The sequence below is a fragment of the Sulfuritortus calidifontis genome (assembly GCF_003967275.1).
Lineage (GTDB): Bacteria > Pseudomonadota > Gammaproteobacteria > Burkholderiales > Thiobacillaceae > Sulfuritortus > Sulfuritortus calidifontis.
Window position 1 is genome coordinate 1,454,016 of record NZ_AP018721.1, and the last position, 23,691, is coordinate 1,477,706.

The 23,691-nt window shown below is 66.0% G+C and carries 25 protein-coding genes; 7 read left to right on the plus strand and 18 right to left on the minus strand.

The features are described 5' to 3' along the window. Position 1 precedes the first annotated feature (1 nt). From EL388_RS07650 to cysS, 7 genes are all read right to left on the minus strand, one after another. Positions 2-277, minus strand: a complete 276-nt coding sequence (locus EL388_RS07650; RefSeq protein WP_126461889.1) for an STAS domain-containing protein — start codon at positions 275-277, stop codon at positions 2-4. Positions 278-282: 5 nt separating this feature from the next. Beyond that, positions 283-900 carry an MlaC/ttg2D family ABC transporter substrate-binding protein gene (locus EL388_RS07655; protein WP_126461892.1) on the minus strand — a complete coding sequence of 206 codons (618 nt, stop codon included), beginning with the start codon at positions 898-900 and terminating at the stop codon, positions 283-285. 19 nt (positions 901-919) lie between these two features. Beyond that, on the minus strand, positions 920-1,408 hold the full coding sequence (mlaD, locus tag EL388_RS07660; RefSeq protein ID WP_126461895.1) for an outer membrane lipid asymmetry maintenance protein MlaD: 489 nt from the start codon (positions 1,406-1,408) through the stop codon (positions 920-922). Positions 1,409-1,421: 13 nt separating this feature from the next. Beyond that, positions 1,422-2,216, minus strand: coding sequence for a lipid asymmetry maintenance ABC transporter permease subunit MlaE (gene mlaE / locus EL388_RS07665; RefSeq protein ID WP_126461898.1), 795 nt, complete (start codon positions 2,214-2,216; stop codon positions 1,422-1,424). Then, a complete protein-coding gene (locus EL388_RS07670; protein ID WP_126464046.1) occupies positions 2,213-2,959 on the minus strand; it encodes an ABC transporter ATP-binding protein in 747 nt (248 codons plus the stop codon). Before EL388_RS07670 ends, mlaE begins: the two co-directional genes overlap by 4 nt. A 391-nt stretch (positions 2,960-3,350) precedes the next feature. Beyond that, entirely contained in the window at positions 3,351-3,809 is a 459-nt protein-coding gene (locus EL388_RS07675) for a DUF72 domain-containing protein (protein ID WP_126461901.1), read from the minus strand. A 23-nt stretch (positions 3,810-3,832) separates the two neighbouring features. Further along, a complete protein-coding gene (gene cysS / locus EL388_RS07680) occupies positions 3,833-5,203 on the minus strand; it encodes a cysteine--tRNA ligase (protein WP_126461904.1) in 1,371 nt (456 codons plus the stop codon). A gap of 210 nt (positions 5,204-5,413) precedes the next feature. On the opposite strand from cysS, the gene recQ reads away from it, so the two are divergent. The 3 genes from recQ to EL388_RS07695 all read left to right on the plus strand — a co-directional run bounded on the left by recQ (position 5,414) and on the right by EL388_RS07695 (position 8,384). Next, complete coding sequence (gene recQ / locus EL388_RS07685; RefSeq protein ID WP_126461908.1) at positions 5,414-7,246, plus strand: DNA helicase RecQ; 1,833 nt, start codon at positions 5,414-5,416, stop codon at positions 7,244-7,246. Between the two features lie 176 nt (positions 7,247-7,422). Next, positions 7,423-7,917 (plus strand): type II RES/Xre toxin-antitoxin system antitoxin, encoded by a 495-nt coding sequence (parS, locus tag EL388_RS07690; protein ID WP_126461911.1) that lies wholly within the window; start codon positions 7,423-7,425, stop codon positions 7,915-7,917. Further along, positions 7,914-8,384 carry an RES family NAD+ phosphorylase gene (locus EL388_RS07695; RefSeq protein ID WP_165919096.1) on the plus strand — a complete coding sequence of 157 codons (471 nt, stop codon included), beginning with the start codon at positions 7,914-7,916 and terminating at the stop codon, positions 8,382-8,384. The genes parS and EL388_RS07695 overlap by 4 nt, the downstream gene beginning before the upstream one ends. 254 nt (positions 8,385-8,638) lie before the next feature. On the opposite strand, the gene EL388_RS07700 is transcribed toward EL388_RS07695, so the two are convergent. Then, a complete protein-coding gene (locus tag EL388_RS07700; RefSeq protein ID WP_126461917.1) occupies positions 8,639-10,309 on the minus strand; it encodes a glutamine--tRNA ligase/YqeY domain fusion protein in 1,671 nt (556 codons plus the stop codon). Positions 10,310-10,418: 109 nt separating this feature from the next. Between EL388_RS07700 and EL388_RS07705 the strand changes: the two genes are divergently transcribed. From EL388_RS07705 to EL388_RS07720, 4 genes are read left to right on the plus strand one after another with little or no spacing between them, the layout of a single operon-like run. Beyond that, positions 10,419-11,504 carry a nuclear transport factor 2 family protein gene (locus EL388_RS07705; protein ID WP_126461920.1) on the plus strand — a complete coding sequence of 362 codons (1,086 nt, stop codon included), beginning with the start codon at positions 10,419-10,421 and terminating at the stop codon, positions 11,502-11,504. Positions 11,505-11,521: 17 nt separating this feature from the next. After that, the gene (locus tag EL388_RS07710) at positions 11,522-12,751 is read left to right on the plus strand and encodes a L,D-transpeptidase family protein (protein WP_126461923.1); all 1,230 of its coding nucleotides are present in this window, start codon (positions 11,522-11,524) and stop codon (positions 12,749-12,751) included. A 41-nt stretch (positions 12,752-12,792) separates the two neighbouring features. Next, complete coding sequence (locus EL388_RS07715) at positions 12,793-13,302, plus strand: peptidylprolyl isomerase (RefSeq protein ID WP_126461926.1); 510 nt, start codon at positions 12,793-12,795, stop codon at positions 13,300-13,302. A 13-nt stretch (positions 13,303-13,315) separates the two neighbouring features. Further along, positions 13,316-14,050 carry a UDP-2,3-diacylglucosamine diphosphatase gene (locus EL388_RS07720; protein ID WP_126461929.1) on the plus strand — a complete coding sequence of 245 codons (735 nt, stop codon included), beginning with the start codon at positions 13,316-13,318 and terminating at the stop codon, positions 14,048-14,050. A 196-nt stretch (positions 14,051-14,246) separates the two neighbouring features. Here EL388_RS07720 and EL388_RS07725 read toward each other — a convergent pair whose 3' ends face one another. The 10 genes from EL388_RS07725 to EL388_RS07770 form a co-directional block, all read right to left on the minus strand. Next, on the minus strand, positions 14,247-14,906 hold the full coding sequence (locus EL388_RS07725; protein ID WP_126461932.1) for a hypothetical protein: 660 nt from the start codon (positions 14,904-14,906) through the stop codon (positions 14,247-14,249). Further along, a complete protein-coding gene (locus EL388_RS07730) occupies positions 14,903-16,078 on the minus strand; it encodes an O-succinylhomoserine sulfhydrylase (protein ID WP_126461935.1) in 1,176 nt (391 codons plus the stop codon). The genes EL388_RS07725 and EL388_RS07730 overlap by 4 nt, the downstream gene beginning before the upstream one ends. 150 nt (positions 16,079-16,228) lie before the next feature. Then, a complete protein-coding gene (gene purF / locus EL388_RS07735) occupies positions 16,229-17,746 on the minus strand; it encodes an amidophosphoribosyltransferase (RefSeq protein WP_126461938.1) in 1,518 nt (505 codons plus the stop codon). A 9-nt stretch (positions 17,747-17,755) separates the two neighbouring features. Continuing rightward, entirely contained in the window at positions 17,756-18,244 is a 489-nt protein-coding gene (locus EL388_RS07740; protein WP_126461941.1) for a CvpA family protein, read from the minus strand. Further along, on the minus strand, positions 18,241-18,882 hold the full coding sequence (locus tag EL388_RS07745) for an SPOR domain-containing protein (protein ID WP_126461944.1): 642 nt from the start codon (positions 18,880-18,882) through the stop codon (positions 18,241-18,243). The genes EL388_RS07740 and EL388_RS07745 overlap by 4 nt, the downstream gene beginning before the upstream one ends. After that, positions 18,882-20,147: a bifunctional tetrahydrofolate synthase/dihydrofolate synthase gene (gene folC, locus EL388_RS07750; RefSeq protein ID WP_126461948.1), complete on the minus strand. Its 1,266-nt coding sequence runs from the start codon at positions 20,145-20,147 to the stop codon at positions 18,882-18,884. Before folC ends, EL388_RS07745 begins: the two co-directional genes overlap by 1 nt. 13 nt (positions 20,148-20,160) lie before the next feature. Next, positions 20,161-21,027, minus strand: coding sequence for an acetyl-CoA carboxylase, carboxyltransferase subunit beta (gene accD, locus EL388_RS07755; protein WP_126461951.1), 867 nt, complete (start codon positions 21,025-21,027; stop codon positions 20,161-20,163). 18 nt (positions 21,028-21,045) lie between these two features. Next, the gene (gene trpA / locus EL388_RS07760) at positions 21,046-21,846 is read right to left on the minus strand and encodes a tryptophan synthase subunit alpha (protein ID WP_126461954.1); all 801 of its coding nucleotides are present in this window, start codon (positions 21,844-21,846) and stop codon (positions 21,046-21,048) included. Beyond that, complete coding sequence (gene trpB, locus EL388_RS07765) at positions 21,843-23,039, minus strand: tryptophan synthase subunit beta (protein WP_126461957.1); 1,197 nt, start codon at positions 23,037-23,039, stop codon at positions 21,843-21,845. Before trpB ends, trpA begins: the two co-directional genes overlap by 4 nt. Further along, positions 23,020-23,676 (minus strand): phosphoribosylanthranilate isomerase, encoded by a 657-nt coding sequence (locus EL388_RS07770; protein WP_126461960.1) that lies wholly within the window; start codon positions 23,674-23,676, stop codon positions 23,020-23,022. Before EL388_RS07770 ends, trpB begins: the two co-directional genes overlap by 20 nt. Positions 23,677-23,691: the final 15 nt, after the last annotated feature.

The window sequence follows — 23,691 nt, forward strand, 5'->3', positions numbered from 1 at the left end:
TTCAGGCGTTCAGGAATTCGGCCACGCCATAGAGGGTGGCCAGGCTGACGAGGGTCGCGGGGATGTTGCGGAAAGTGATGGTGCGACCTTGCGCCGCCGCCGCCCGCTTCCAGGACATGATCAGGCTCAAGGCCGCGGAATCGACATGCTCGACCCCGGACAAGTCGAAGCTGTTGCAGCCCTGAGCCAGGGCCTGCTCTCCCTCGGCCAGTAGGGCGCTGGCCGTGGCCAGGGTGAGCTGGCCTTCCGGGTAGGCGATCTGTGCTTCGACGCGCATGGATATTAGCTGCCGCTGGAGGGGTTCTGGTTGCGCCGGACCAGGGACTGGATCAGGCCCTGGATGCCGTTCTTGCGCACCTCGCTGTTGAAGGAGTTGCGATAGGTGGTGACCAGGCTGACGTTGTCGACCATCACGTCATAGACCTTCCAGCCGTCAGCTTGCTTCTCCAGGCGATAGTCGATCACGACCGGCGCCGTGCCCGAACGGCTCACCTCGGTGCTGACTAGCACGTCGGTCTCGCCCGGCTGCATCTTCAGCGGCTTGAACTCGATCTTGTAGTCGGCCACCGCGCTGATGGCGGCGGAATAGGTACGCACCAGCAGGGCCTTGAATTCGCGGGTCAGCTGCTGCTGCTCATCCGGGCTGGCCTGGCGCCAGTTCTTGCCCACGGCCAGCTGGGTCATCTGGCGGAAGTCGAAATGCGGCAGGACCTTGGCTTCGACCAGGGCGTAGATCTTCTGCCGGTTGCCACTCTTGATGTCCTTGTCCTGCTTGACGATGCGGACCACCTCGTTGGTGGTGTCCTTGACCAGGGCATCCGGGGCCACGGCATTGGCCGAGGCCAGGCCGGGCAGCAGAACGGCCGCCATCAGGATCAGAAAACGAAATACGTTGATCATTGCTAATACTCTCCTGAAATTACTTTGCGGCCGTGCCATCGCCGCCGCTGGCACCTTCGTCGGCCTTGTTGTAGAGGAACTGGCCGATCAGGTTTTCCAGGACCACGGCGCCCTGGGTGATCTTCAGACTTTCGCCGTCGGCCAGCATCTTGTCGTCGCCGCCGGCTTCCAGCGCGACATACTGTTCGCCCAGCAGGCCCGAGGTCATGATCGAAGCGCTGCTGTCCTTGGGGAACTGGTAGCGCTTGTCGATGTTGAGCTGCACCTCGGCTTCGTAGGTCTCAGAGTTGAAATGAATCTCCGCCACCCGGCCGACCACCACCCCCGCGCTCTTCACCGGGGCCCGCACCTTGAGGCCGCCGATGTTCTCGAACTCGGCCTTGATGGTGTAGGTGGATCGGGCATCGAAGTTCCCCATGCTGCCCACCTTGAAGGCAAGGAACAGCAACGCACCGAGGCCGGCCGCGACGAATATACCCACCCAAAGGTCGAGCGTGGAACGCTTCATGGACATAATTTACTTACTCCCCCCGGAACATGAACGAGGTCAGGACGAAATCCAGCGCCAAAATGGTCAGGCTGGAGGTTACCACGGTCCGCGTCGTGGCGCGGGAGACGCCTTCCGCCGTGGGTGGGGCGTCATAGCCTTCGAACAGGGCGATCAGCGTCACCGCCACGCCGAACACCGCGCTCTTGATCACGCCGTTGAGGATGTCCTCGCGGAAATCGACCGCGGCCTGCATCTGCGACCAGAAGGCGCCCTCGTCGACCCCGAGCAGCACCACACCGACCAGGTAGCCGCCGAACACGCCCATGGCCGAGAACATCGCGGCCAGAAGCGGCATGGAGATCACCGCGCCCCAGAAACGGGGGGCGACCACGCGGGCGATCGGGTCCAGCGCCATCATCTCCAGGGCCGAGAGCTGCTCGGTCGCCTTCATCAGGCCGATCTCGGCGGTGATGGCCGAGCCGGCGCGACTGGCGAACAACAGGGCCGCCACCACCGGGCCGAGTTCGCGCACCAGGGAGAGCGCCACCAGCACCCCGAGCGCCTCTTCCGAACCATAGGTCTGCAAGGTCTCGTAGCCCTGCAGGCCGAGCACCATGCCGACGAACAGGCCGGAGACCAGGATGATGATCAGCGACAGCACGCCAGCGTTGAAGACCTCCTTGATCACCAGATGGAAGCGGCGGAAGCTGGTGCCGGAATACATCAAGGTCAGCGCCAGGAAGCGGCTGGCCATGCCCAAGCGCCAGATGCTGTTGATCACCCGGGCGCCTATGCGCCGCAGGATATGGACGAGGCCTTCAATCATTGCGCGAACCCCAGATCAGCAAGATAAGTCGATGAAGGGTAGTGGAACGGCACCGGGCCATCCATTTCACCGTGGACGAACTGGTGGACGAAGGGCAGCGTCGAGGCCCTCAGCTCGGCCGGCGTGCCTTCGGCCTCGACCACGCCCTCGGAGATGAAATAGACGTAATCGACGATCTTGAGCGACTCCTGGATATCGTGGGTGACCACGATGGAGGTCATGCCCAGGGTGTCGGTCAGCCGGCGGATCAGGTTGCCGATCACGCCCAGCGAGATCGGGTCCAGGCCGGCGAAGGGCTCGTCGTACATCACCAGCATGGGATCGAGCGCGATCGCCCGGGCCAGGGCCACCCGGCGGGCCATGCCGCCGGACAGCTCGGCCGGCATCAGGTGCTGGCCGCCGCGCAGACCGACGGCGTTGAGCTTCATCAGCGTCAGGTCGCGGATCATGGATTCCGGCAGGTCCGTGTGCTCGCGCAGGGGGAAGGCGACGTTGTCGTAGACCGACAGGTCGGTGAACAGGGCGCCGAACTGGAACAGCATGCCCATGCGCCGGCGCAGGTCGTGCAAATGGTGAAAATCGAGCTCGCCGACCGACTGCCCGCCCACCAGCACCTTGCCCTGGGTCGGCTTGAGCTGGCCGCCGATCAGGCGCATGAGGGTGGTCTTGCCGCAACCCGAGTTGCCCATGATGGCGACCACCTGGCCGCGATGGGCCTCCAGATTGATGCCCTTGAGCACCATGCGGCCACCATAGGTGAAAGAAAGGTCCTTGACCTGAACGAGCTTATCCGACACGAACTGTCCTTGTTTTGCCGCGAATTTTAAGCAATTTCAGGCATTTCCTCAATTAGAGCCTATTTCAGTAGTCAGTAGGGAGCGCACCCCGCGCCGCTTGTCGATGGAACGACCATCGACTGCGCATCGCGCCTTGCATCCATCCATTCCTGGCCTCAACGCGGGGCATGCTTCCTACTGAAATAGGCTCTTAACAGGCGGTTGAAAAACTACTGCGGTGGGCCATCTGCGGCGTTGCGCGGTGCTCGCTCCCTCGCCTATCTATTTGATATGTCTCGGTCGCTGCGCTCCGTGCGCCTTGCATCTGGCCATCCTCGCTACGTTTTTCAACGGCCTGTTAAAGCCCCATCAGATCGAGCATCGTCCGCACCTCCGCCAGGCGGGCCAGCTCGGCGTCGCGGCTGACCAGATACACCGGCGCCTGGCCCCACTGGTTGCGCAGCCGCTCGGCCAGGGCACGCAAGTCCGTGGCCGCATCGAACCAGAGCAGCCGGGCATCCTGCATGGAATCGACCAGCACCGCCCGGCCGCCGAAGGCCTCGACCGCTGCGGCATTTCTCCCACTGGATTCGGACGTTTCCAGGACGAAGCGAAAATCCTCCTGCGTCTCTTGGGCCCATTGTGCCCAGATTTCGGGGGCCAAGTCCGCCCAGGCGGCGCGTTCCAGATAAACGCAGCGGTATTGGGTGTTGTAGAAGGCCAACTGCCATTCCGCTGGCATTTCTTCCGGATAGAACTCGCCCGCCCACGCAGCGTGGCTCCAACCGGCGGCGCCCAGATAGACCGCGTAGCTCATGGGGTCAATCGCTCAGGGATTGTTCACTCGCGGCGCCAGGTCGTGCCCTGCGGGCCGTCTTCCAGCACGATACCGACCGCCTTCAGCTCGTCGCGGATGGCGTCCGAGCGGGCAAAGTCCCTGGCCTTGCGCGCCGTCAGCCGCTCTTGAATCAGCGCCTCGATGCGTTCGGCCGTGTAGCCGCCCTCCCCGGCCCCACCCTGCAAAAACGCTTCCGGATCGCGTTCCAGCAGGCCGAGCACCCCGCCCAGGGCCTTGAGCAGGCCGGCGGTCTGGGCGTCGCGCCCCTTGTTCACCTCCACCGCCAGGTCGAACAGCACGGCCAGCGCCTCCGGCGTGCCGAAGTCGTCGTCCATCGCCGCCTTGAAGGCCGCGGCAAAGGGTTCGTGCCAGTCGACCGTTACGGCCGGCGCCTCGATGCCGCGCAGGGCGGTGTAGAGCCGGGTCAGCGCCGCCTTGGCGTCGTCCAGGTGCTGGTCCGAATAATTCAGGGGGCTACGGTAATGGGCGCGCAGGATGAAGAAGCGCACCACCTCGGGGTCGTACTTGGCCAGCACCTCGCGGATGGTGAAGAAGTTGCCCAGGGATTTGGACATCTTCTCGTCGTCCACCCGGACGAAGCCGTTGTGCAGCCAGTAGTTGACGAACTTGCAGCCGTGCGCGCCCTCGCTCTGCGCAATTTCGTTCTCGTGGTGGGGAAACTGCAGGTCCTGGCCGCCGCCGTGGATGTCGAAATGCGGCCCCAAGAGGTCCGAGCCCATGGCCGAGCACTCGATATGCCAGCCCGGTCGGCCCGGCCCCCAGGGCGAGGGCCAGGCCGGCTCGTTCGGTTTGGCCGCTTTCCACAGCACGAAGTCCATCGGGTCGCGCTTGTTCGGGTCCACCTCCACCCGCTCGCCGGCGCGCAGGTCTTCCAGCGACTTGCCGGAAAGCCGGCCGTAATCGGGGAACGTGGCCACGGCGTAATAGACGTCGCCATTGGCCGCCGGGTAGGCATGGCCCCGGTCGATCAGAGCCTGGATCATGGTCAGCATCTTGCCCACGTATTCGGTCGCCCTGGGCTCGAAGTCCGGTACCTGCACCCCGAGGGCGGCACTGTCCTCGTGCATGGCGTCGATGAAACGCTGGGTGAGCTGGGTGTAGGGCTCGCCATTCTCCAAGGCGCGCTTGATGATCTTGTCGTCGATGTCGGTGATGTTGCGCACATAGGTGACCGCGTAGCCGCTGGCCTTGAGCCAGCGCGTCACCATGTCGAACACCACCAGCACCCGGGCATGCCCCAGGTGGCAGTAGTCATACACCGTCATGCCACAGACGTACATGCGCACCTTGCCCGGTACTATGGGCACGAATTCCTGTTTTTCGCGGGCGAGGGAGTTGTAGAGCTTCAGCATGTCCGGTTCATTGCATCCGTTGAAATCACCCATTGGCGGCGGCAGGAGCCCCGTCATTCCCGCAAAAGCGGGAATCCAGCCTTCAACCACTGGGCTCCCGCCTGCGCGGGAGCGACGAAACCCAACGCACGCCCTGGCCGATGCCATGGGCATAAAGATGTCGATTTTAACGGAAGCCGGCCCCATGCCCCAATGCGATAATCCACCGCCATGACCGCCGCCCACCCTGCCGCCGACACCCCCGCCCTCGAACTCCTCCGCCGCATCTTCGGCTTCGACGCCTTCCGCGGCAGCCAGCAGGCCATCATCGAGCACGTCGCCGCCGGCTTTGATGCCCTGGTGCTCATGCCCACCGGCGGCGGCAAGTCGCTTTGCTACCAGATCCCCGCCCTGCTCCGCCCCGGCGTTGGCGTCGTGGTCTCTCCCCTGATCGCGCTGATGCAGGACCAGGTCGACGCCCTCAAGCAGAACGGCGTGGCCGCCGCCTTCCTCAATTCCAGCCTCGACGTCCAGAGCGCCCGCGCGATCGAGCAGGCCGCCCGTGCCGGCGAAGTGAAATTGCTCTACGTCGCGCCCGAGCGGCTGGTGACCGAGCGCTTCCTCAAGCTGCTCGAAGACCTGGAGGCCGGCCCGGGATTGGCCCTGTTCGCCATCGACGAGGCCCACTGCGTGTCGCAATGGGGCCACGACTTCCGGCCGGAATACCTGCAACTGTCCACCCTGCACGAGCGCCACCCCAGGGTGCCGCGCATCGCGCTGACCGCCACGGCCGACGCGGCCACGCGTCAGGAGATGGCCAGCCGCCTGGGCCTGACCGGGGCGCGGGTGTTCCTGTCCAGCTTCGACCGGCCCAACATCCGCTACACCGTGGTGGAAAAGGACAACCCGCGCCGGCAGCTGCTCGGCTTCCTGGCCGAGCACAAAAGCGAGGCCGGCATCGTCTACTGCCTGTCGCGCAAGAAGGTGGAAGAGACAGCCGAATGGTTGCGGCGCGAGGGCTTCAACGCCCTGCCCTACCACGCCGGGCTGGACAGCGAGACGCGGGCCGAGCACCAGCGCCGCTTCCAGCGCGACGAGGCGGTGGTCATGGTCGCGACCATCGCCTTCGGCATGGGCATCGACAAGCCTGACGTGCGTTTCGTCGCCCACCTCGACCTGCCCAAGAGCATCGAGGCCTATTACCAGGAAACCGGCCGGGCGGGGCGCGACGGCGAGCCGGCCGAGGCCTGGATGACCTACGGCCTGCAGGACATCGCCCTGCAACGCGCCCGCATCGACGAATCCGAGGCGCCGCCCGAAAGAAAGCGACTCGAAGCGCAAAAACTCAACGCGCTGCTGAGTTACTGCGAGGCCCCGCGCTGCCGGCGCATGGTGCTGCTCGACTACTTCGGCGAGCAAAGCGCGCCCTGCGGCAACTGCGACGTCTGCCTCAACCCGCCCGAGCTGTTCGACGGCAGCGTGGCCGCGCAAAAGGCCCTGTCCGCCGCCTGGCGCACCGGCCAGCGCTTCGGCGCCGCCCACCTGATCGACGTGCTGCTGGGCAAAGTCACCGACAAGGTGAAGACATTCGGCCACGATGCGCTGCCCACCTTCGGCGTCGGCACCGAGCACAGCGAGGCCGAGTGGCGCGGCATCTTCCGGCAACTGGTCGCGGCCGGCCTGATGCAGGCAGACCTCGCCGAATACGGCGCGCTCAAGCTCACCGAGGCCGCAAGGCCCGTGCTCAAGGGCGAACAGACCGTGCAACTGCGCAAACCGACCAAGCCCAAAGGCAAGGCCGCCCGCGCCAAGGCCAAGGCCGTCGAGGGCCTGCTCACAAAAGACCAGCCCTTGTTCGATGCACTGCGCACCTGGCGCCTGGACAAGGCCCGCGAACAAGGCGTGCCCGCCTACGTCATCCTGCACGACAAGACCCTGCGCCAGCTCGCCAGCCTGCGGCCGGACGACGATGCAGCCCTGGCCGAGATCTCGGGCCTGGGCGCGGCAAAGCGGGAGCACTATGGCGAGGAACTGTTGGAGCTGATTGCGAAATGGGCGGAGTAGCGGACACAAACCAGCTCACTTGACCGTCACTCTGCCAGGATTACCCGTCATTCCCGCGGTTATCCTCGCGGAGCGGGGCAAGCGGGAATCCAGGCCCTGACATAAAAAACCTCGTTGGCCATCCGCTCCCAAATGACATATCATTAAATCTCATTTGGCAACAACGCGAGGCCGCCATGAGCACCGCCACCGCAACAAAGCCCAAGACCGTAGCCAAGAAAGTCGGTGCGGCCGGCAAGGCCCCCGCCGTAAAAGCCTCCGCCGCCCGCTTCGCCGCCTTCATCGCCAAAGAACCGACAACCGGCGAGCTGCTGATCAAGCGCGTGCGCAAAGGCTACCCGGCCGAGTTGGTAAAGCACGCCGGCATGTTTTTCAGCATCCCGGAAAAACGGGTGCTCCAGATCATCGGCGTGGCCGGCAGCACGGCCCACCGCTACCAGACCCAGGGCAAGCCGCTCGACCCCGCCGCCTCCGAGCGGGTCCATCGGCTGGCCATCGTCACCCGCGAGGCCATCGACGTCTTCGGCAGTGCCGCCCCGGCCAAGGATTGGATGCTGCGACCCAACCACGCCCTGGGCGACACGCCGCCGCTCGACCTGCTGGACACCGAAATCGGCGCCAACGCCGTCCGTCGCATCCTCGTCGCCATCGCCCAGGGCGGGGTGGTGTGAAGCGCTACTGGCGCATCGCGAACAAGCGTTACGCCCTCGACAAGAGTTGCGAGGGCAACCGCCTCGTCGGCGGGCGCTGGAACAAGCCGGGCTACGGCGCGCTCTACGCGGCCGAGACCATCGAACTCGCCTCGCTGGAAAAATTCGTCCACACCGCTGGCATCGCGCCCGCCGACCTTGTGCTGGTCGCCGTGGACGTACCGGATGCCCCCGGCCTGACCCGCCGGGTAGAGCCGGCCGAACTGCCCGCCGACTGGAACGGCCTGCCCGCCTCCGACGCCGCGCAGGATTTCGGCAGCCAGTGGCTGGCCAAGGCCGCGGAACTGGTGCTGCTGGTGCCCTCCGTCATCGTGCCCGAGAGCCGGAATGCGGTGATCAACCCGCTGCACCCGCGTTATGCCGAGGTCGCCTTATCGGTCGTTCGGGATTTCCGGTTCGACCCGAGGATGTATGGAGCGGGCCATTAAATATGCCCGCCTACGTCATCCTGCTACCGACAAGCTCGACGCCTTGGCGAACAAGGCCCTCGCCACGCATCGTTCCGGCCAGACCAAATTACCGTAGGCGAAACGTCAATGGATCGCCGCGTCGCTTCGCAACTCGCGACGACGGCTAAAAAGCACATGCGGCGGATTACGCTGCGCTAATCCGCCCTACAAATTCTGAAGAAACGAAAAAGGCCCGCATCAGCGGGCCTTTCCATTGCTAACGCAGCGGGCGCTTAGCCCTGCTCCTTCGCCCATGAATCCTTCAGCGTCACCGTACGGTTGAACACCGGCCGCTCGGGTCGGTGGTCGAAGCGGTCGGCGCAGAAATAGCCCAGGCGCTCGAACTGGTAGCGCTGCTCGGGCGGAGCCTCGCGCATGGCGGGTTCGGCCCAGGCTTGCACGGTTTCCAGTGAGTGCGGGTTGATGAATTCGAGGAAGTCGCGGTCCTTGTGGCCGTCCGGCTCGGGGTCGGTGAACAGGCGGTCGTACAGGCGCACTTCGATGGGCACGGCGTGTTCGGCCGAGACCCAGTGGATGACGCCCTTCACCTTGCGGCCGACCGGGTTCTTGCCCAGGGTGTCGTGGTCGAGGGAGCAGCGCAGCTCGACGATGTTGCCGGCCGCGTCCTTCACCACCTCGTCGCACTTGATGACATAGGAGTAGCGCAGGCGCACCTCGCCCCCTAGCGTCAGGCGCTGCCAGCCGGCGGGCGGGGTCTCGGCGAAGTCGTCCTGCTCGATCCAGATCTCTTTGGCGATGGGCACCTCGCGCTCGCCAAATTCCGGGTGGTTGGGGTGAAAGCCCGCCGAACGGCTGGCGGTCACACCCTCTTGGAAATTGGTCAGCGTGACCTTCAGCGGGCGGATGACGGCCATGACGCGCGGGGCGCGGCCTTCCAGGTCTTCGCGGATGCAGCCTTCGAGCACGGCCATGTCGACCACGTTCTCGCTCTTGGAGATGCCGATGCGGCGGGCGAACTCGCGGATGCCCTCGGGGGTGTAGCCGCGCCGGCGCATGCCGTGGATGGTGGGCATGCGCGGGTCGTCCCAGCCGGCAACCAGGCCCTGGGTCACCAGTTGCAGGAGTTTTCTTTTGCTGGTGACGGTGTAGTGCAGCTCCAGCCGGGAGAATTCGATCTGCTGCGGGTGGCAGGGCACCGAGATGTGGTCCAGCACCCAGTCGTAGAGCGGGCGGTGGTCTTCGAACTCCAGGGTGCAGAGCGAATGGGTGATGCCTTCCAGCGCATCGGAGATGCAATGGGTGTAGTCGTACATCGGGTAGATCACCCACTTGTCGCCGGTACGGATGTGGTGGGCCCGGCGGATGCGGTAGATCACCGGATCGCGCAGGTTGATGTTGGGCGAGGCCATGTCGATCTTGAGCCGCAGGGTCTTGGCGCCGTCGGCGAATTCGCCGGCGCGCATGCGGGCGAACAGGTCGAGGTTCTCTTCGATGCTGCGCTCACGGTAGGGGCTGTTCTTGCCCTTCTCAGTGAGAGTGCCGCGGTATTCGCGCATCGCTTCGGGCGTCAGGTCGTCAACGTAGGCCAGGCCCTTCTTGATCAACTCGACCGCGAATTCGTAGAGCTTTTCGAAATAGTCCGAGGCCCAGCGCACCTCGCCGGCCCACTGAAAGCCCAGCCACTGCACGTCTTCCTGGATGGCGAGGGCGTATTCCTCGCTCTCCTTCTCCGGGTTGGTGTCGTCGAAGCGCAGGTTGCAGCGGCCCTGGTAGTCCTCGGCCAGGCCGAAGTTCAGGCAGATCGACTTGGCGTGGCCGACGTGGAGATAGCCGTTGGGCTCGGGCGGAAAGCGGGTCTGGATGGCCTGGTGCTTGCCGGTGGCCAGGTCGTTGTCAATGATGCTGCGGATGAAATGCTGGACGGGGGAGACGGGGCTAGTCATGCCTAATTTCGGGGAGATCGACGGGGAATCGCAGGCTGTATGCTATGTTCTGGTTGGCTGCTAAAATCACGCGGTCAAATCCCGCGAAAACGGCGAAAAGTATAGCACAATGACCCTCATCCGAATTCTCGCACTCAGCCTCGGCGCCCTCTTCTACGGCGCCGCCCTGGCCGCCACCACTCCCCTGCAGGATGCGAATCAGCTGTTCAAACAAGGCAAATTTCCGGCCGCGCTGGAAAAGGTGAACGCCTATCTCGCCGGCAACCCGAAAGAGGCCCAGGGCCGCTTTCTCAAGGGCCTGCTGCTGACCGAGCTGAACCGCCCGCAAGAGGCCATTCGCGTCTTCACCGATTTGACCGAGGACTATCCGGAGCTGCCCGAGCCCTACAACAACCTGGCCGTGCTCTATGCCGCCCAGGGCCAGTACGACAAGGCGCGCAACAGTCTGGAGATGGCGATTCGCACCCATCCCAGCTATGCCACCGCCCACGAGAACCTGGGCGACATCTACGCCAAGATGGCCTCGCAGTCCTACGACAAGGCGCTGCAACTGGACAAGGGCAACCTCTCGGCCCAGACCAAGCTGTCGCTGATCAAGGACCTGTTCAATCCGGCCACCGTGCAGGCCAGCGCCAAGGGCAAGGCCAAGCCGGCCAAGACGGTGTCGCTGACCACCGAGCCGACCCCGCCGATGCCGGAGCCGGCCCTGCGTGACAAGCCGCCCCAGGTGGCCGCCGCCGACAAGCCGGCCGAGGCCGCCAGCGAGAAAGTTACCGAGAAGGCCGCCGCCGAGAAACCGGCGGAGAAGCCGACCGAGGCCAAGACCAACGGCGCCAAGGCCAAGCCGCTCAAGCTGCCGGCCGACCCCAAGCTGGCCGCCGAGAAGCTGCTGCAGGCCTGGGCCGATGCCTGGAGCGAGCGCGACGCCGACGCCTATCTCGCCTTCTATGCCGACGACTTCAAGGTGCCGGGCAAGAAGAGCCGCGCCGCCTGGGCCGAGGAACGCCGCCTGCGGGTGACCCGGCCGGAGTACATCAAGGTCGAGCTGAGCAAGCTCACGACCAAGGTGAAGGGCAACCAGGTGTTTGTCACCTTCCACCAACAGTACGAATCCAACCTGCTCAAGACCGCCTCGACCAAGCGAATTACCCTTGAAAAACAAGGGGGAACGTGGAAAATCACCGAAGAGCGTTGATTTCGGCGAGCACCCGCATGCTGAGAGCCCTTCTGATTTTCTGTGCCATGCTGGCTTGGGCCGGCCCCGCCGCGGCGGCGGATCGTCCCGTGCAGCTGGCCGCGCTCGACGGCAACCGCTACCTCCCCTCGCCTGACGCCCTGATCGCCAAGACCCTGGAGGCCATTCGCGCCAGCCGGCTGGACGAGGCGCTGAGGGAGGTTGACCGGGTGATCGCCATTCGGCCCGACTTCAAGCTGGCCCACCTGATCAAGGGCGACCTCCTGCTGGCCCGGGCCCGGCCGCTGCCCACCCTGGGCGCCGTGTCGAAACAGGGCGCCGACCAGTCGCTGTCGGACCTGCGGGAAGAGGCCCGGCTGCGGCTGCTCAGCTACCTCGACCAGCCCAACCCCAACCTGCTGCCGAAGAACATCCTGCAACTGGCGGCCGGCGAGCGCTACGCCATCCTGGCCGACACCAGCCGGGCCCGGCTCTACCTGTTCGAGAACGTCGACGGCGAGCCGCGCCTGGTGCGCGACTATTACCTGACCATCGGCCGCAACGGCACCGACAAGCGGGCCGAGGGCGACAAGCGCACCCCGATCGGGGTCTACACCGTCACCGGCCAGTTGCCGCGCGACAAGCTGGCCGACCTGTATGGCAGCGGCGCCTTCCCGATCAGCTACCCCAACGAGTGGGACCAGGCCCAGGGCCGCGGCGGCCACGGCATCTGGCTGCACGGCACGCCGTCCAACACCTACAACCGCGCGCCACGGGCCAGCGACGGCTGCCTGGTGCTGACCAACCCCGACCTGACCGAGATCGGCCAGTGGCTGAAGCCGGGCACCCCCTTCGTCATCACCGACCGGGTGGAGTGGCTGGAGCGCGAGCGCTGGCTGGACCAGCGGCAGAAGCTGATGGACAAGCTGGCGCACTGGAAGGGCGACTGGGAGAACCGCGACCCCGAGCACTTCCTCAAGCACTACGCGCCGAGCTTCCTGCAGGGCCAGGGCAAGGGCTGGGCCGAGGCCAAGCGGCGCAACCTCACCGACAAGACCTGGATCCGGGTCGCCCTGTCCGAGATGAACCTCTATCTTTATGCCGGCGACGAGATGGCCGTCGCCGAGTTCCAGCAGGACTACGCCAGCGACAAGCTGAGCGATGCCACGCGCAAACGCCTCTACCTCAAGCAGGATGCCGGCGACTGGCGCATCGTGCTGGAAAAGGCCGTCGACGACGCCAAGCGCGTGGCCGGCCTGGCCCGCTGATTTCCGCTTTCCATTCCACCTCTCTTTTCGGGAATACCACCATGGTCAAACTGCACACCAATTTCGGCACCATCACCCTCGAACTCGACGCCGCCAAGGCCCCGGACACCGTGGCCAACTTCCTGCAATACGTGCGCGACGGCTTCTACGACAACACCATTTTCCACCGGGTGATCGACGGCTTCATGATCCAGGGCGGCGGCTTCACCGCCGACATGGAGCAGAAAGAGACCCGCGCCCCGATCCAGAACGAGGCGCACAACGGCCTGCGCAACATGGCCTACACCATCGCCATGGCCCGCACGCCCAACCCGCATTCGGCCACCGCCCAGTTCTTCATCAACGTGAAGGACAACGGTTTCCTCGACTTCACCGAGCCCTCGCCGCGCGGCTACGGCTATTGCGTATTCGGCCAGGTGACCGAGGGTCGCGACGTGGTCGACCGGATCAAGAAGGTGCAGACCGGCAACCGCGCCGGCCATCAGGACGTGCCGGTCGAGCCGGTGATCATCGAGCGGGCCGAGCTGATCGAAGACGCCCCGGCCGCCTGAACCCCGCGGCGCCATGCCGGACACCGGCCACAGCCTGTTCATCTCCGACCTGCATCTCAGTCCCGAGCTGCCGCAGGCGGTGGCCCTGTTCCGGCGTTTTCTGCAGGAAACCGCGGCCCGGGCCCAGGCGCTCTACATCCTGGGCGACTTCTTCGAGGCCTGGGTGGGCGACGACGACCTGGCCCTGCCCTTCCACGCCGGGATCGCCCACGATCTGAAGCGACTCGCCGAGCGCGGCGTGCGGCTTTATCTCATGCACGGCAACCGCGATTTCCTGCTGGGCGAGGCCTTCTGCCGCGCCAGCGGGGCGACGCTGCTGGCCGACCCCAGCCTGATCGACCTCTACGGCAGCCCTACCCTGCTCGCCCACGGCGACCGCTTCTGCACCGACGACGCGGCCTATCAGGCCTTCCGCCGCCAGGTGCGGGAGCCGGCCTGGCAGGCCGGGTTTCTGGCCAAGCCGCTGGCCGAGCGACGCGAAATGGCCAGGCAGATGCGGGCGCAGAGCGAGCGGGAAAAGGCGGCCAAGGAAATGGCGCTCATGGACGTGAACCCGGAGGCGGTCGCCGCCGCTTTGCGCGAGCACGGCTACCCGCGCCTGATCCATGGACACACCCACCGGCCGGCCCGCCATCTCCACGAGATCGACGGCCATCTCTGCGAGCGCTGGGTGCTGCCGGATTGGTACGAGGGTGGCGGTTATCTGCGTTGCGATGCCGACGGCTGCAACGCCTGCAGCCTGGGGTAAATACTCCCCACCCCTACCCTCCCCACTCGTGGGGAGGGGGCACACCTCCCCCTTATGCCCAAGGGTGCACACAGCGTCCGGCCTTCCCGCTCGGGCATGCCCGAGTACAGCAACGACTCGTTCACAATACAAGGGTGCATTTATGGGGAGACTGGGAGGGGAAATGGCCTTAGCGATTAAGTATCTTTGTTGATGATCAACGCGGCGCGGTCCACTCGAAGCGCTGATACTGCGCCGGCAGCGTGAACAGTTCCTCGGCCACCTCGCGCTCGGCATGGCTGCGGTAGAGGCGGCGGCGGCCATCGCCATATTGCAGCGACAGCGGCAGCCCATAGTCGTACTCGATGCCGGCACGCACGACGTCGAGCACGAGAAAACAGGGGTCACGCAGGTCCGCCGGCGTCGCTTTCCAGGCGGCGGCCTGACTGGCCGTCAGGGCACGGCGCAGATCGCCGAGCAGGCGGCTGGCCTCGGGCAGCAGGCCCGGCACCGCCTTCAACTCCAGACAAATCTTGTCGTTCAGCTTGACCCGAACGTGCTGTTCGGCGCCGCCCGCCTGCTTGCTCAGCGTCAGGCGCCAGCCCTTGGGCAGCCTGAGCCGGGCCTTGCCGGCCGGGATCTCGGTGATGCGCTCGACCTCGTGGCTCACCACGTAAAGCCGCTGCGCGCGCCGGTCGTAGAGGCTGAAGTTGTCGGCATCCTGGCCGTAATCCAGTCGCAGCTTGTCACCCAGGATCAGCACCCGACTGAGATAGGGCGGCTCGCCCGGCTCGGTGTCCTCGAACAGGAGCTCGGTCGCCTGCCGGGCGAAGGCCAGGCCCGGCAGCAAGGCCAACAACAGCCAGGCGAACCTCATAGCCGGTCCAAGCCCCGGGCGAGGTCGGCCTTGAGATCGCTCACCGCCTCCAGGCCGACCGCGATGCGGATCAGACCCTCGCCGATGCCGGCCGCGGCCCGCTGCTCCGGGGTCATCCGGCTGTGGGTGGTGCTGGCCGGGTGGGTGATGGTGGTCTTGGCGTCGCCCAGGTTGGCCGTGATCGACAGCAGCCGGGTCGAGTCGATCACCTGCCAGGCGGCGTCCTTGCCGCCGACCACCTCGAAGGCGACGATGCCGCCGCCGGTTTTCTGCTGTTTCATCGCCAATGCATGCTGCGGGTGCGAGGGCAGCCCCGGATAGAGCACGCGGGTGACCTTGGGGTGGGTCTCCAGCCAGGTCGCCAGTTCCAGGGCATGGCGCGAATGCGCCTCCATGCGCAGGCTCAGGGTCTCCAGGCCCTTGAGCAGCACCCAGGCATTGAAGGCGGACAGGGTGGGCCCGGCGGTGCGCAGGAAGGTGTAGACCCCTTCCATCAGCTCCTTCTTGCCCAGCACCGCCCCGCCCAGCACCCGGCCCTGGCCGTCGAGATACTTGGTGGCCGAATGGATGATGATGTCGGCACCCAGCTTCAGGGGCTGCTGCAGGGCCGGCGAGCAGAAGCAGTTGTCCACCGCCAGCCAGGCGCCGGACTCGTGGGCGATCTTGGCCAGGGCGGCGATGTCGCTCACCTCGGTCAGCGGGTTGGACGGCGACTCGACGAAGAACAGCCGGGTGTTGGGCTTGACCGCGCGCCGCCATTCCTCGGGGTCGGTCGGCGAGACATAGGTGGTCTCGATGCCGAAGCGGCCGAGGATGTTGGAGAACAGCTGCACGGTGGAGCCGAAGATGGAACGCGAGGCGACGATGTGCTCGCCCGCCTTCATCAGGCCCATGACGCTGCCGAGGATGGCGGCCATGCCGGAGGCGAAGGCGACGCAGCGCTCGGCGCCTTCGAGCGCGGCCAGACGCTGCTCGAACATGGTGACCGTGGGGTTGGTGAAGCGGGCGTAGATGTTGCCCGGCTCGGCCCCGGAGAAGCGCGCCGCGGCCTGGGCCGCGCTGTCGAACACGAAGCTGGAGGTCAGGAACATCGCCTCGGAGTGCTCGTGGAACTGGCTGCGCGCAATGCCGGCCCGCACGGCCAGCGTCTCGAGTTCGTATTCTTCAGTCATGGCATTCCCCAAAAACAAAAAACCCGTTTTGCGCTTGCGCTGCCAAAACGGGTTTTCCCACGCTTTAGCGGTATTTGTAACGCGCCCGCAAGCTGTTGCTCAAATCGGCGCCAGTTGAAAGCTACTCCGGCCCTGCCGGCGTGTCAACGTTCACGCGGCATTCAGGTTCAGGTGCATCTGCCGGGTAGGCGGTGCGGCCACCACCGGCGTCACCCCGCTGCGCTGGGCCTCCAGCCGCGCCAGATAGTCCTCGGTGATGTCGCCGGTGACGTAGTTGCCGTCGAAGCAGGAGGCATCGAACTGCTTGATCTTCGGGTTGAGCTGCTGCACGGCGGCGATCAAATCGGGCAGATCCTGATAGATCACGGCATCGGCTCCGATCTCGCGCGCGATCTCCTCGTCGCTGCGGCCGGTGGCGAGCAGCTCCGCCCGGGTCGGCATGTCGATGCCATAGACGTTGGGGAAGCGCACCGGCGGGCTGGCCGAGGCGAAATAGACCGCGCGGGCGCCGGCATCGCGTGCCATCTGGATGATCTCGCGGCTGGTGGTGCCGCGCACGATGGAGTCATCGACCAACAGCACGTTCTTGCCCTTGAACTCCATGGCCATGGCGTTGAGCTTCTGGCGCACCGATTTCTTGCGCACGCTCTGACCTGGCATGATGAAGGTGCGACCGATGTAACGGTTCTTGATGAAGCCTTCGCGGTAATCGATGCCCAGGCGATTGGCCAGCTGCAGGGCGCTGGGCCGGCTGGTGTCGGGGATGGGGATGACCACGTCGATGTCCAGGTGGCTGAACTGGCGCTTGATCTTCTCGGCCAGGCGCTCGCCCATGCGCAGCCGGCTCTCGTAGACCGAGATGCCGTCGATTACCGAATCGGGCCGGGCGAAATAGACGTATTCGAAGATGCAGGGCGTGAAATGCGGTTGCTCGATGCACTTGCACTGGCTGAACTGGCCATCGAGCGTGATCAGGATAGCCTCGCCCGGCTCGACGTCACGCACCGTGCTGAAGCCCAGGGCATCGAGGGCGACGCTCTCGGAGGCGACCAACCACTCGGTGCCGGCCTCGCTCTCCTGCTTGCCGAAGACCAGCGGCCGGATGCCGTTGGGGTCGCGGAAGGCCAGCAAGCCGAAGCCGGCGATCATGGCGACCACCGCATAGGCGCCCTTGCAGCGGCGGTGCACGCCGGACACCGCCTGGAACACCGCCTCGGCGGTAATGCGGTGATCCTTCACCGCGGCGTTCAGCTCATGGGCCAGGACGTTGAGCAGCACCTCGGAGTCGGAGCCGGTGTTGACGTGGCGCAGGTCCTGGCGGAACAGCTCCTCCTGCAGCTGCTCGGTATTGGTCAGGTTGCCGTTGTGGCCGAGCACGATGCCGAACGGCGAGTTGACGTAGAACGGCTGCGATTCGGCCGAGCTGTCGGCGCTGCCTGCGGTCGGGTAGCGGACGTGGGCGATGCCGGCATTGCCCATGAGGTTGCGCATGTCGCGGGTGCGGAAGACGTCGCGCACCATGCCGCTGTTCTTGTGCATGTGGAACATGCTGCCGTCGACGGTGACGATGCCCGCCGCATCCTGGCCGCGATGCTGGAGCAGCTGCAGACCGTCGTACAACAACTGGTTCACGGGCTGGTGGGAAACGACCCCGAGGATCCCGCACATGGCAAACTCCTAGTGGAACTGAATCAGCGCCGCCAAATCCTGCGGCAAGCAAGGTTTCAAATACAACACGGCCGACTCCAGCCAGGTGTGGCTCCAGGAGCCCTGCCAGGCCTGGGTCTTGGGCAAGGCGCTCAGGCCCACCACCACGGTGAGCAGCAGCAGCACCAGCAGCGCCCGGGCCAGGCCAAAGACCACGCCGACCGCCTTGTCGTAGGCGCCGAGGCCGGCCAGGTTGACCATGCCGCGCAGCAGCATCGAGGCCAGGCTGACCGCCAGCAGCACCGCCACGAATATCAGCACCAGGGCCGCGGCATAGCGCAGGCTGGCGCTCTCGATGCCAGGCAACACGGCGCCGACCTCGGGCGCGAAGGTCCGCGCGCCATAGAAGGCGAGCAACCAGCCCGCCAGCGACATCGCCTCGCGGACGAAGCCGCGCATCAGCCCCAGCACGCAGGACAAGGCGACGATCGCCAGCGCGATCAGATCGATCACCGTCATGGTGCGATCAGGACGGGGGTGAAGCCTTTCGCCTTCAGTTTAGCCTGTACCTCTTGCGCCTGCTGCTTGTCGGCATAGGGCCCCAGCCGGACCCGGCTCTGGCCGGAAACGCTCACGATCTTCGCCTTGAACCCGGCCTTGCCGAGTTTCTCGACCACCTGCTTGGCATTCTGTTCGCTGCTGAAGACGCCGACCTGGACGAAATAGCCCGGCTTGGCGGCCTCTTTCTTGGTTTCTTCCTTCATGGCCGGCTTCTCTGCCGCCGGCTTGGTCTCGGTCTTGGCCGGCTCGGGCTTCGCGGATGCGGTCTTGGCGGATTCAGTCTTGGCCGGTTCCGCCTTGGCCGCGGCCTGCGGCTCGGGTGCCGGTTTCTGTTCCGCAACGGGCGCGGGCTGCGGCGCTACGACGGCGTCTGGCGCGGTGCTTTCCACGGCAGGCGGCGCCACCGGCGTCTGGAACGGCGTGTCCTGACCGGGGATGCGGATGTCGACATCGTTGCCGAGCGGCTTGGGCTCGGGCTCGAACAGCATGGGCAGGACCACGATGGTGATCAGGGCCAGGGCGACGGCCCCGATGAGGCGACGCCGGGCACGACGGCGGAGATCGAGTTCTTCGGGGGACGGGGGACTGGAACTCATCAGCGCAAATCCTCGGGCAGGGACATGATCTCGGCAACGGTATAAAAGGAACCGAAGGCCGCAATTGTATCAGCCGGCCCTGCCGCTTCACAGGCGGCCCGCCAGGCCGCGGCGAGATCGGCGTGCTGCGTGTAGGCTAGCCCTGCCGCCTGCAACACGCGGCCCAGGGTCTCGGCATCGGCGCCGCGTGGCACGGCCAAGCCGGCGATGTGCCAGTGCCCGATCACGTCCCGCAATTCGGCCACAACGGCGGCGATGTCCTTGTCGCCGAGCATGGCGAACACGGCATGCACCGTGCCCACATCGGGCAGATGCCTCAGGTTCTCGGCCAGGCTGCGGGCGGACTGGCGATTGTGGGCGACATCGAGGATGCGGCGCGGTCGTTCACCAATCTGCTGGAAGCGGCCTGGCTGCCTGGCCTCGGCCAGGCCCTGGCGCATGGCCGCGCTGCCGACCGGCAGGCGAGCGCGCAGGCAGTCGAGGGCGGCGACGGCGGCGGCGGCATTGTCGAACTGGTGCCGCCCCGCCATGGCCGGCCGCGGCAGTTCGGCATAGGCGGTCTCGCCGACCTGGCAGCGCCAGTGCGCCCCGCCCTGCTCGTGGCGAATCTCCCGGCCCAGGCGCAGCAGAGGTGTACCCAGCCGGGCGGCATGGTCAAGTAGGCTGCGCGGGGGGTTCGGGTCGCCGCAAACGGCGGGCCGGCCGGGGCGAAAGATGCCGGCCTTCTCGAAGCCGATGCTCTCGCGGTCGGGGCCCAGGTAATCCTGGTGGTCGAGGTCGATGGCGGTGACCACGGCACAGTCCGCATCCCACAGGTTCACGGCATCGAGCCGGCCGCCCAGGCCCACCTCCAGCACCATGACGTCGACGTCCTGCCGCTGGAATAGCCATACCGCCGCCAGGGTGCCCTGCTCGAAATAGGTGAGCGAGGTCCCTCCCCTCGCCTGCTCGACGGCGTCGAAGGCGGCGACGAGGTCGGCGTCGCTCGCCTCCCGGCGGCCGATGCGCACGCGCTCGTTGTAGCGCAAGAGATGCGGCGAGGTGTAGCAGCCGACCTGGTAGCCGGCGGCGCTGAGCATGGCCTCGAGATAGGCGCAGACCGAGCCCTTGCCGTTGGTGCCGGCCACGGTGATCACCGAACAGGCGGGCTGCAGGCCCAGGCGGTCCTTGACCGCGCGCACGCGGTCAAGCCCGAGATCGATGGCTTTGGGATGCCGCGTCTCGAGCAGCGCCAGCCACTCGAAAAGCGTATGGGGCGGGCTCAAAGACGGCGGAGGATCAGTTCTTCGGCGCCGGTTTGCGCATCATCGCCGTGCACAGCCTGGCGATGTTCTGGCGCAGTTCACGCCGGTCCGAGATGAGGTCGATGGCGCCGTGTTCGAGCAGGAATTCCGCGCGCTGGAAGCCTTCCGGCAGTTTCTCGCGCACGGTCTGCTCGATCACCCGGGGGCCGGCGAAACCGATCAGGGCATTGGGCTCGGCGATGATGACATCGCCCAGGGTGGCGAAGCTGGCCGAGACGCCGCCCATGGTCGGGTCGGTCAGCACCGAGATGAACGGCAGGCGGTGCGCGGCCAGCTGGGTCAGCGCGGCGCTGGTCTTGGCCATCTGCATCAGGGAGAGCAGACCCTCCTGCATGCGGGCGCCACCGCTGGCGGAGAAGCAGACGAAGGGCTTCTTGCCCTTGATCGCCGCCTCGACCCCACGCACGAAGCGCTCGCCCACCACCGAGCCCATGGAACCGCCCATGAAGCGGAACTCGAAGGCGGCGGCGACCATGGGCACCCCCTCGACCTTGCCTTCCATCACCACCAGGGCATCGGTCTCCTTGGTCTCCTTGGTCGCATCTTCCAGACGGTCGGCGTACTTCTTGCTGTCCTTGAACTTCAGGGTATCGACCGGCAGCACGTTGCCGGCGATCTCGCTGCCGGTGTCCTCGTCGAAGAACAGGCCCAGGCGCTGGCGGGCGCCGATCCGGTTGTGGTGGTTGCACTTGGGGCAGACCTGCATGTTGTTGTCGAGATCGGCCGTGTACAACACCGCCTCGCAACTCGGGCACTTGCTCCACAGGCCCTCGGGCATGGTCTTGCGCGATTCGGCGCGGCGCTTGATCTTGGGCGGGATAATCTTCTGGAACCAGCTCATGGGGTCACCTCGGGTGGGTTATTTCTTGTCCAGCGCGGCGCGCACGCCGGCGACGAATTGCTTGACGTTGTCGACCACGCGCTCGCGCGGCGACTGTTCGATCTCCTGCACGATGCGGCTGCCGATCACCACGGCATCGGCCAGGTCGGCCACGCGGCGCGCGGTCTCGGCATCGCGGATGCCGAAGCCGACGCCGATGGGCAGGGCGATGTGCTTTTTCAAGGCCGGCAGCTTCTGCCCGACCGCGGACAGATCGAGATTGCCGGCGCCGGTCACGCCCTTGAGCGAGACGTAATAGACATAGCCGCGGGCGAGCTTGGCCACCTCGGCGATGCGCTCATCGACCGTGGTCGGCGCCAGCAGGAAGATCGGATCGAGCCCGTGCTTCTCCAGGTGGCCGAAGGCCTCGTGGCTCTCCTCCGGCGGGAAGTCCACGGTCAGCACGCCATCGACGCCGGCCTCGGCGGCACGCTGGGCGAACAGCTCCCAGCCCATGGCCTCGATCGGGTTGCCATAGCCCATCAGCACCACGGGAGTGTCGGCATCCCGCTTGCGGAACTCGGCCACCATGGTCAGCACGGCGCGCAGGGTCACGCCGTTTTTCAGGGCCCGCTCGGAGGCGCGCTGGATGGTCGGGCCGTCCGCCATCGGGTCGGAGAACGGTACGCCCAGCTCCAGCACGTCGGCCCCGGCCTCGACCAGGGCATGCAACAAGGGCACGGTCAGCTCCGGGCTGGGGTCGCCGGCGGTGATGAAGGGGATCAGCGCCTTGCGCTGCTGGCCCTTGAGCTTGTCGAAAACGGCCTTGATGCGGCTCATAGGGTGATCCCCTTGATCCGGGCCACCGTGTTCATGTCCTTGTCGCCGCGACCGGAGAGGTTGACCAGCAGCACCTTGTCCTTGCCCAGGGTCGGCGCGATCTTGAGCGCGTGGGCCAGGGCGTGGCTGGATTCCAGGGCGGGGATGATGCCCTCGAAGCGGCACAGGGCATCGAAGGCGGCGATGGCCTCGTCGTCGTTGATCGCCACGTATTCGGCGCGGTGCAGGTCCTTGAGCAGGCAGTGCTCGGGGCCGACGCCGGGGTAGTCGAGGCCGGCCGAGATGGAATGGGTCTCGACGATCTGGCCGTTCTCGTCCTGCATCAGATAGACCTTGTTGCCGTGCAGCACGCCGACCTTGGCGTTGCCGGTGAGCGGCGCGGCATGCTGGCCGGTATTGACGCCGTGGCCGCCGGCCTCGACGCCGATCAGCTTGACGCCCTCGACCTCGATGTAGGGGTGGAAGATGCCAATCGCATTCGACCCGCCGCCGACGCAGGCGATCACCGCATCCGGCTGGCGGCCGATCATCTCCTGCATCTGCACCTTGGCCTCGTTGCCGATCACGCACTGGAAGTCGCGCACCAGCATGGGATACGGATGCGGGCCGGCGGCGGTGCCGAAGATGTAGAAGGTGGTCTCGACGTTGGTCACCCAGTCGCGGATCGCCTCGTTGCAGGCGTCCTTCAGGGTGCGCGAGCCGCTCTCCACCGGCACCACGGTGGCGCCGAGCAGCTTCATGCGGAAGACGTTGGGCGCCTGGCGCTGCACGTCCTCGGCCCCCATGTAGACGACGCATTCCATGCCGAAGCGGGCGGCCACGGTGGCGGTGGCCACGCCGTGCATGCCGGCGCCGGTCTCGGCGATCACCCGCTTCTTGCCCATGCGCCGGGCCAGCAGGGCCTGGCCGATGGCGTTGTTGATCTTGTGCGCGCCGGTGTGGTTGAGGTCCTCGCGCTTGAGATAGATCTGGGCGCCGCCGAAATGCTCGGACAGACGCTTGGCGTGATAGATCGGGCTGGGCCGGCCGACGTAGTGCTTCAGTTCGTATTCGAACTCGGCCTTGAACTCGGGATCGTCGCGGAAATGCTCGTACTGGCGGCGCAGTTCATCGACCGCCGGCATCAGCGTCTCCGCCATGTAGATGCCGCCGTAGGGACCGAAATGACCGCCCTTATCGGGATAGTTGTACATCGACTCGTTTGACCTCGTTAACGAATGCCGCGATCCGCGCCGCATCCTTTATGCCCTTCAGGGTATCAATACCTTTGCCGGCCTCGACCCCGCTCGACACATCCACCGCCCAGGGCCGCACGGCGCGGACGGCCTCGGCCACGTTGGCCGGCTCCAGCCCGCCGGCCAGGACCACCGGCTTGGGCAACTCTTTCGGGATCAGTCCCCAGTCGAACCGCCGGCCGGTGCCGCCCGCCTCGCCCTCGACGAAGGCATCGAGCAAAAGCCCGCGGGCCTGGGCAAATCGGGCCGCGTATTGTAGCAAATCCAGCCCCGGCCTCACCCGCACGGCCTTGAGGTAAGGCCGGTTGAAGCCGCGGCAGAACTCGGGGGATTCGTCGCCATGAAATTGCAGCAGATCGGGCTGCACGGCCTGGATCGCCGCCTCGACCTCGGCCGCCGTCGGATCGACGAACAGGGCCACGGTGGTGACGAAGGGCGGCAAGGCGTCGGCGATGGCCCGCGCCCGGGCGAAGGCGACATTGCGCGGACTCTTGCCGTAGAAGACCAGGCCGATGGCATCGGCCCCCGCTTGCGCGGCGGCCAGGCCGTCCTCGATGCGGGTGATGCCGCAGATTTTGATGCGGGTGTGACCCATGGGGAAAAGCCAGAC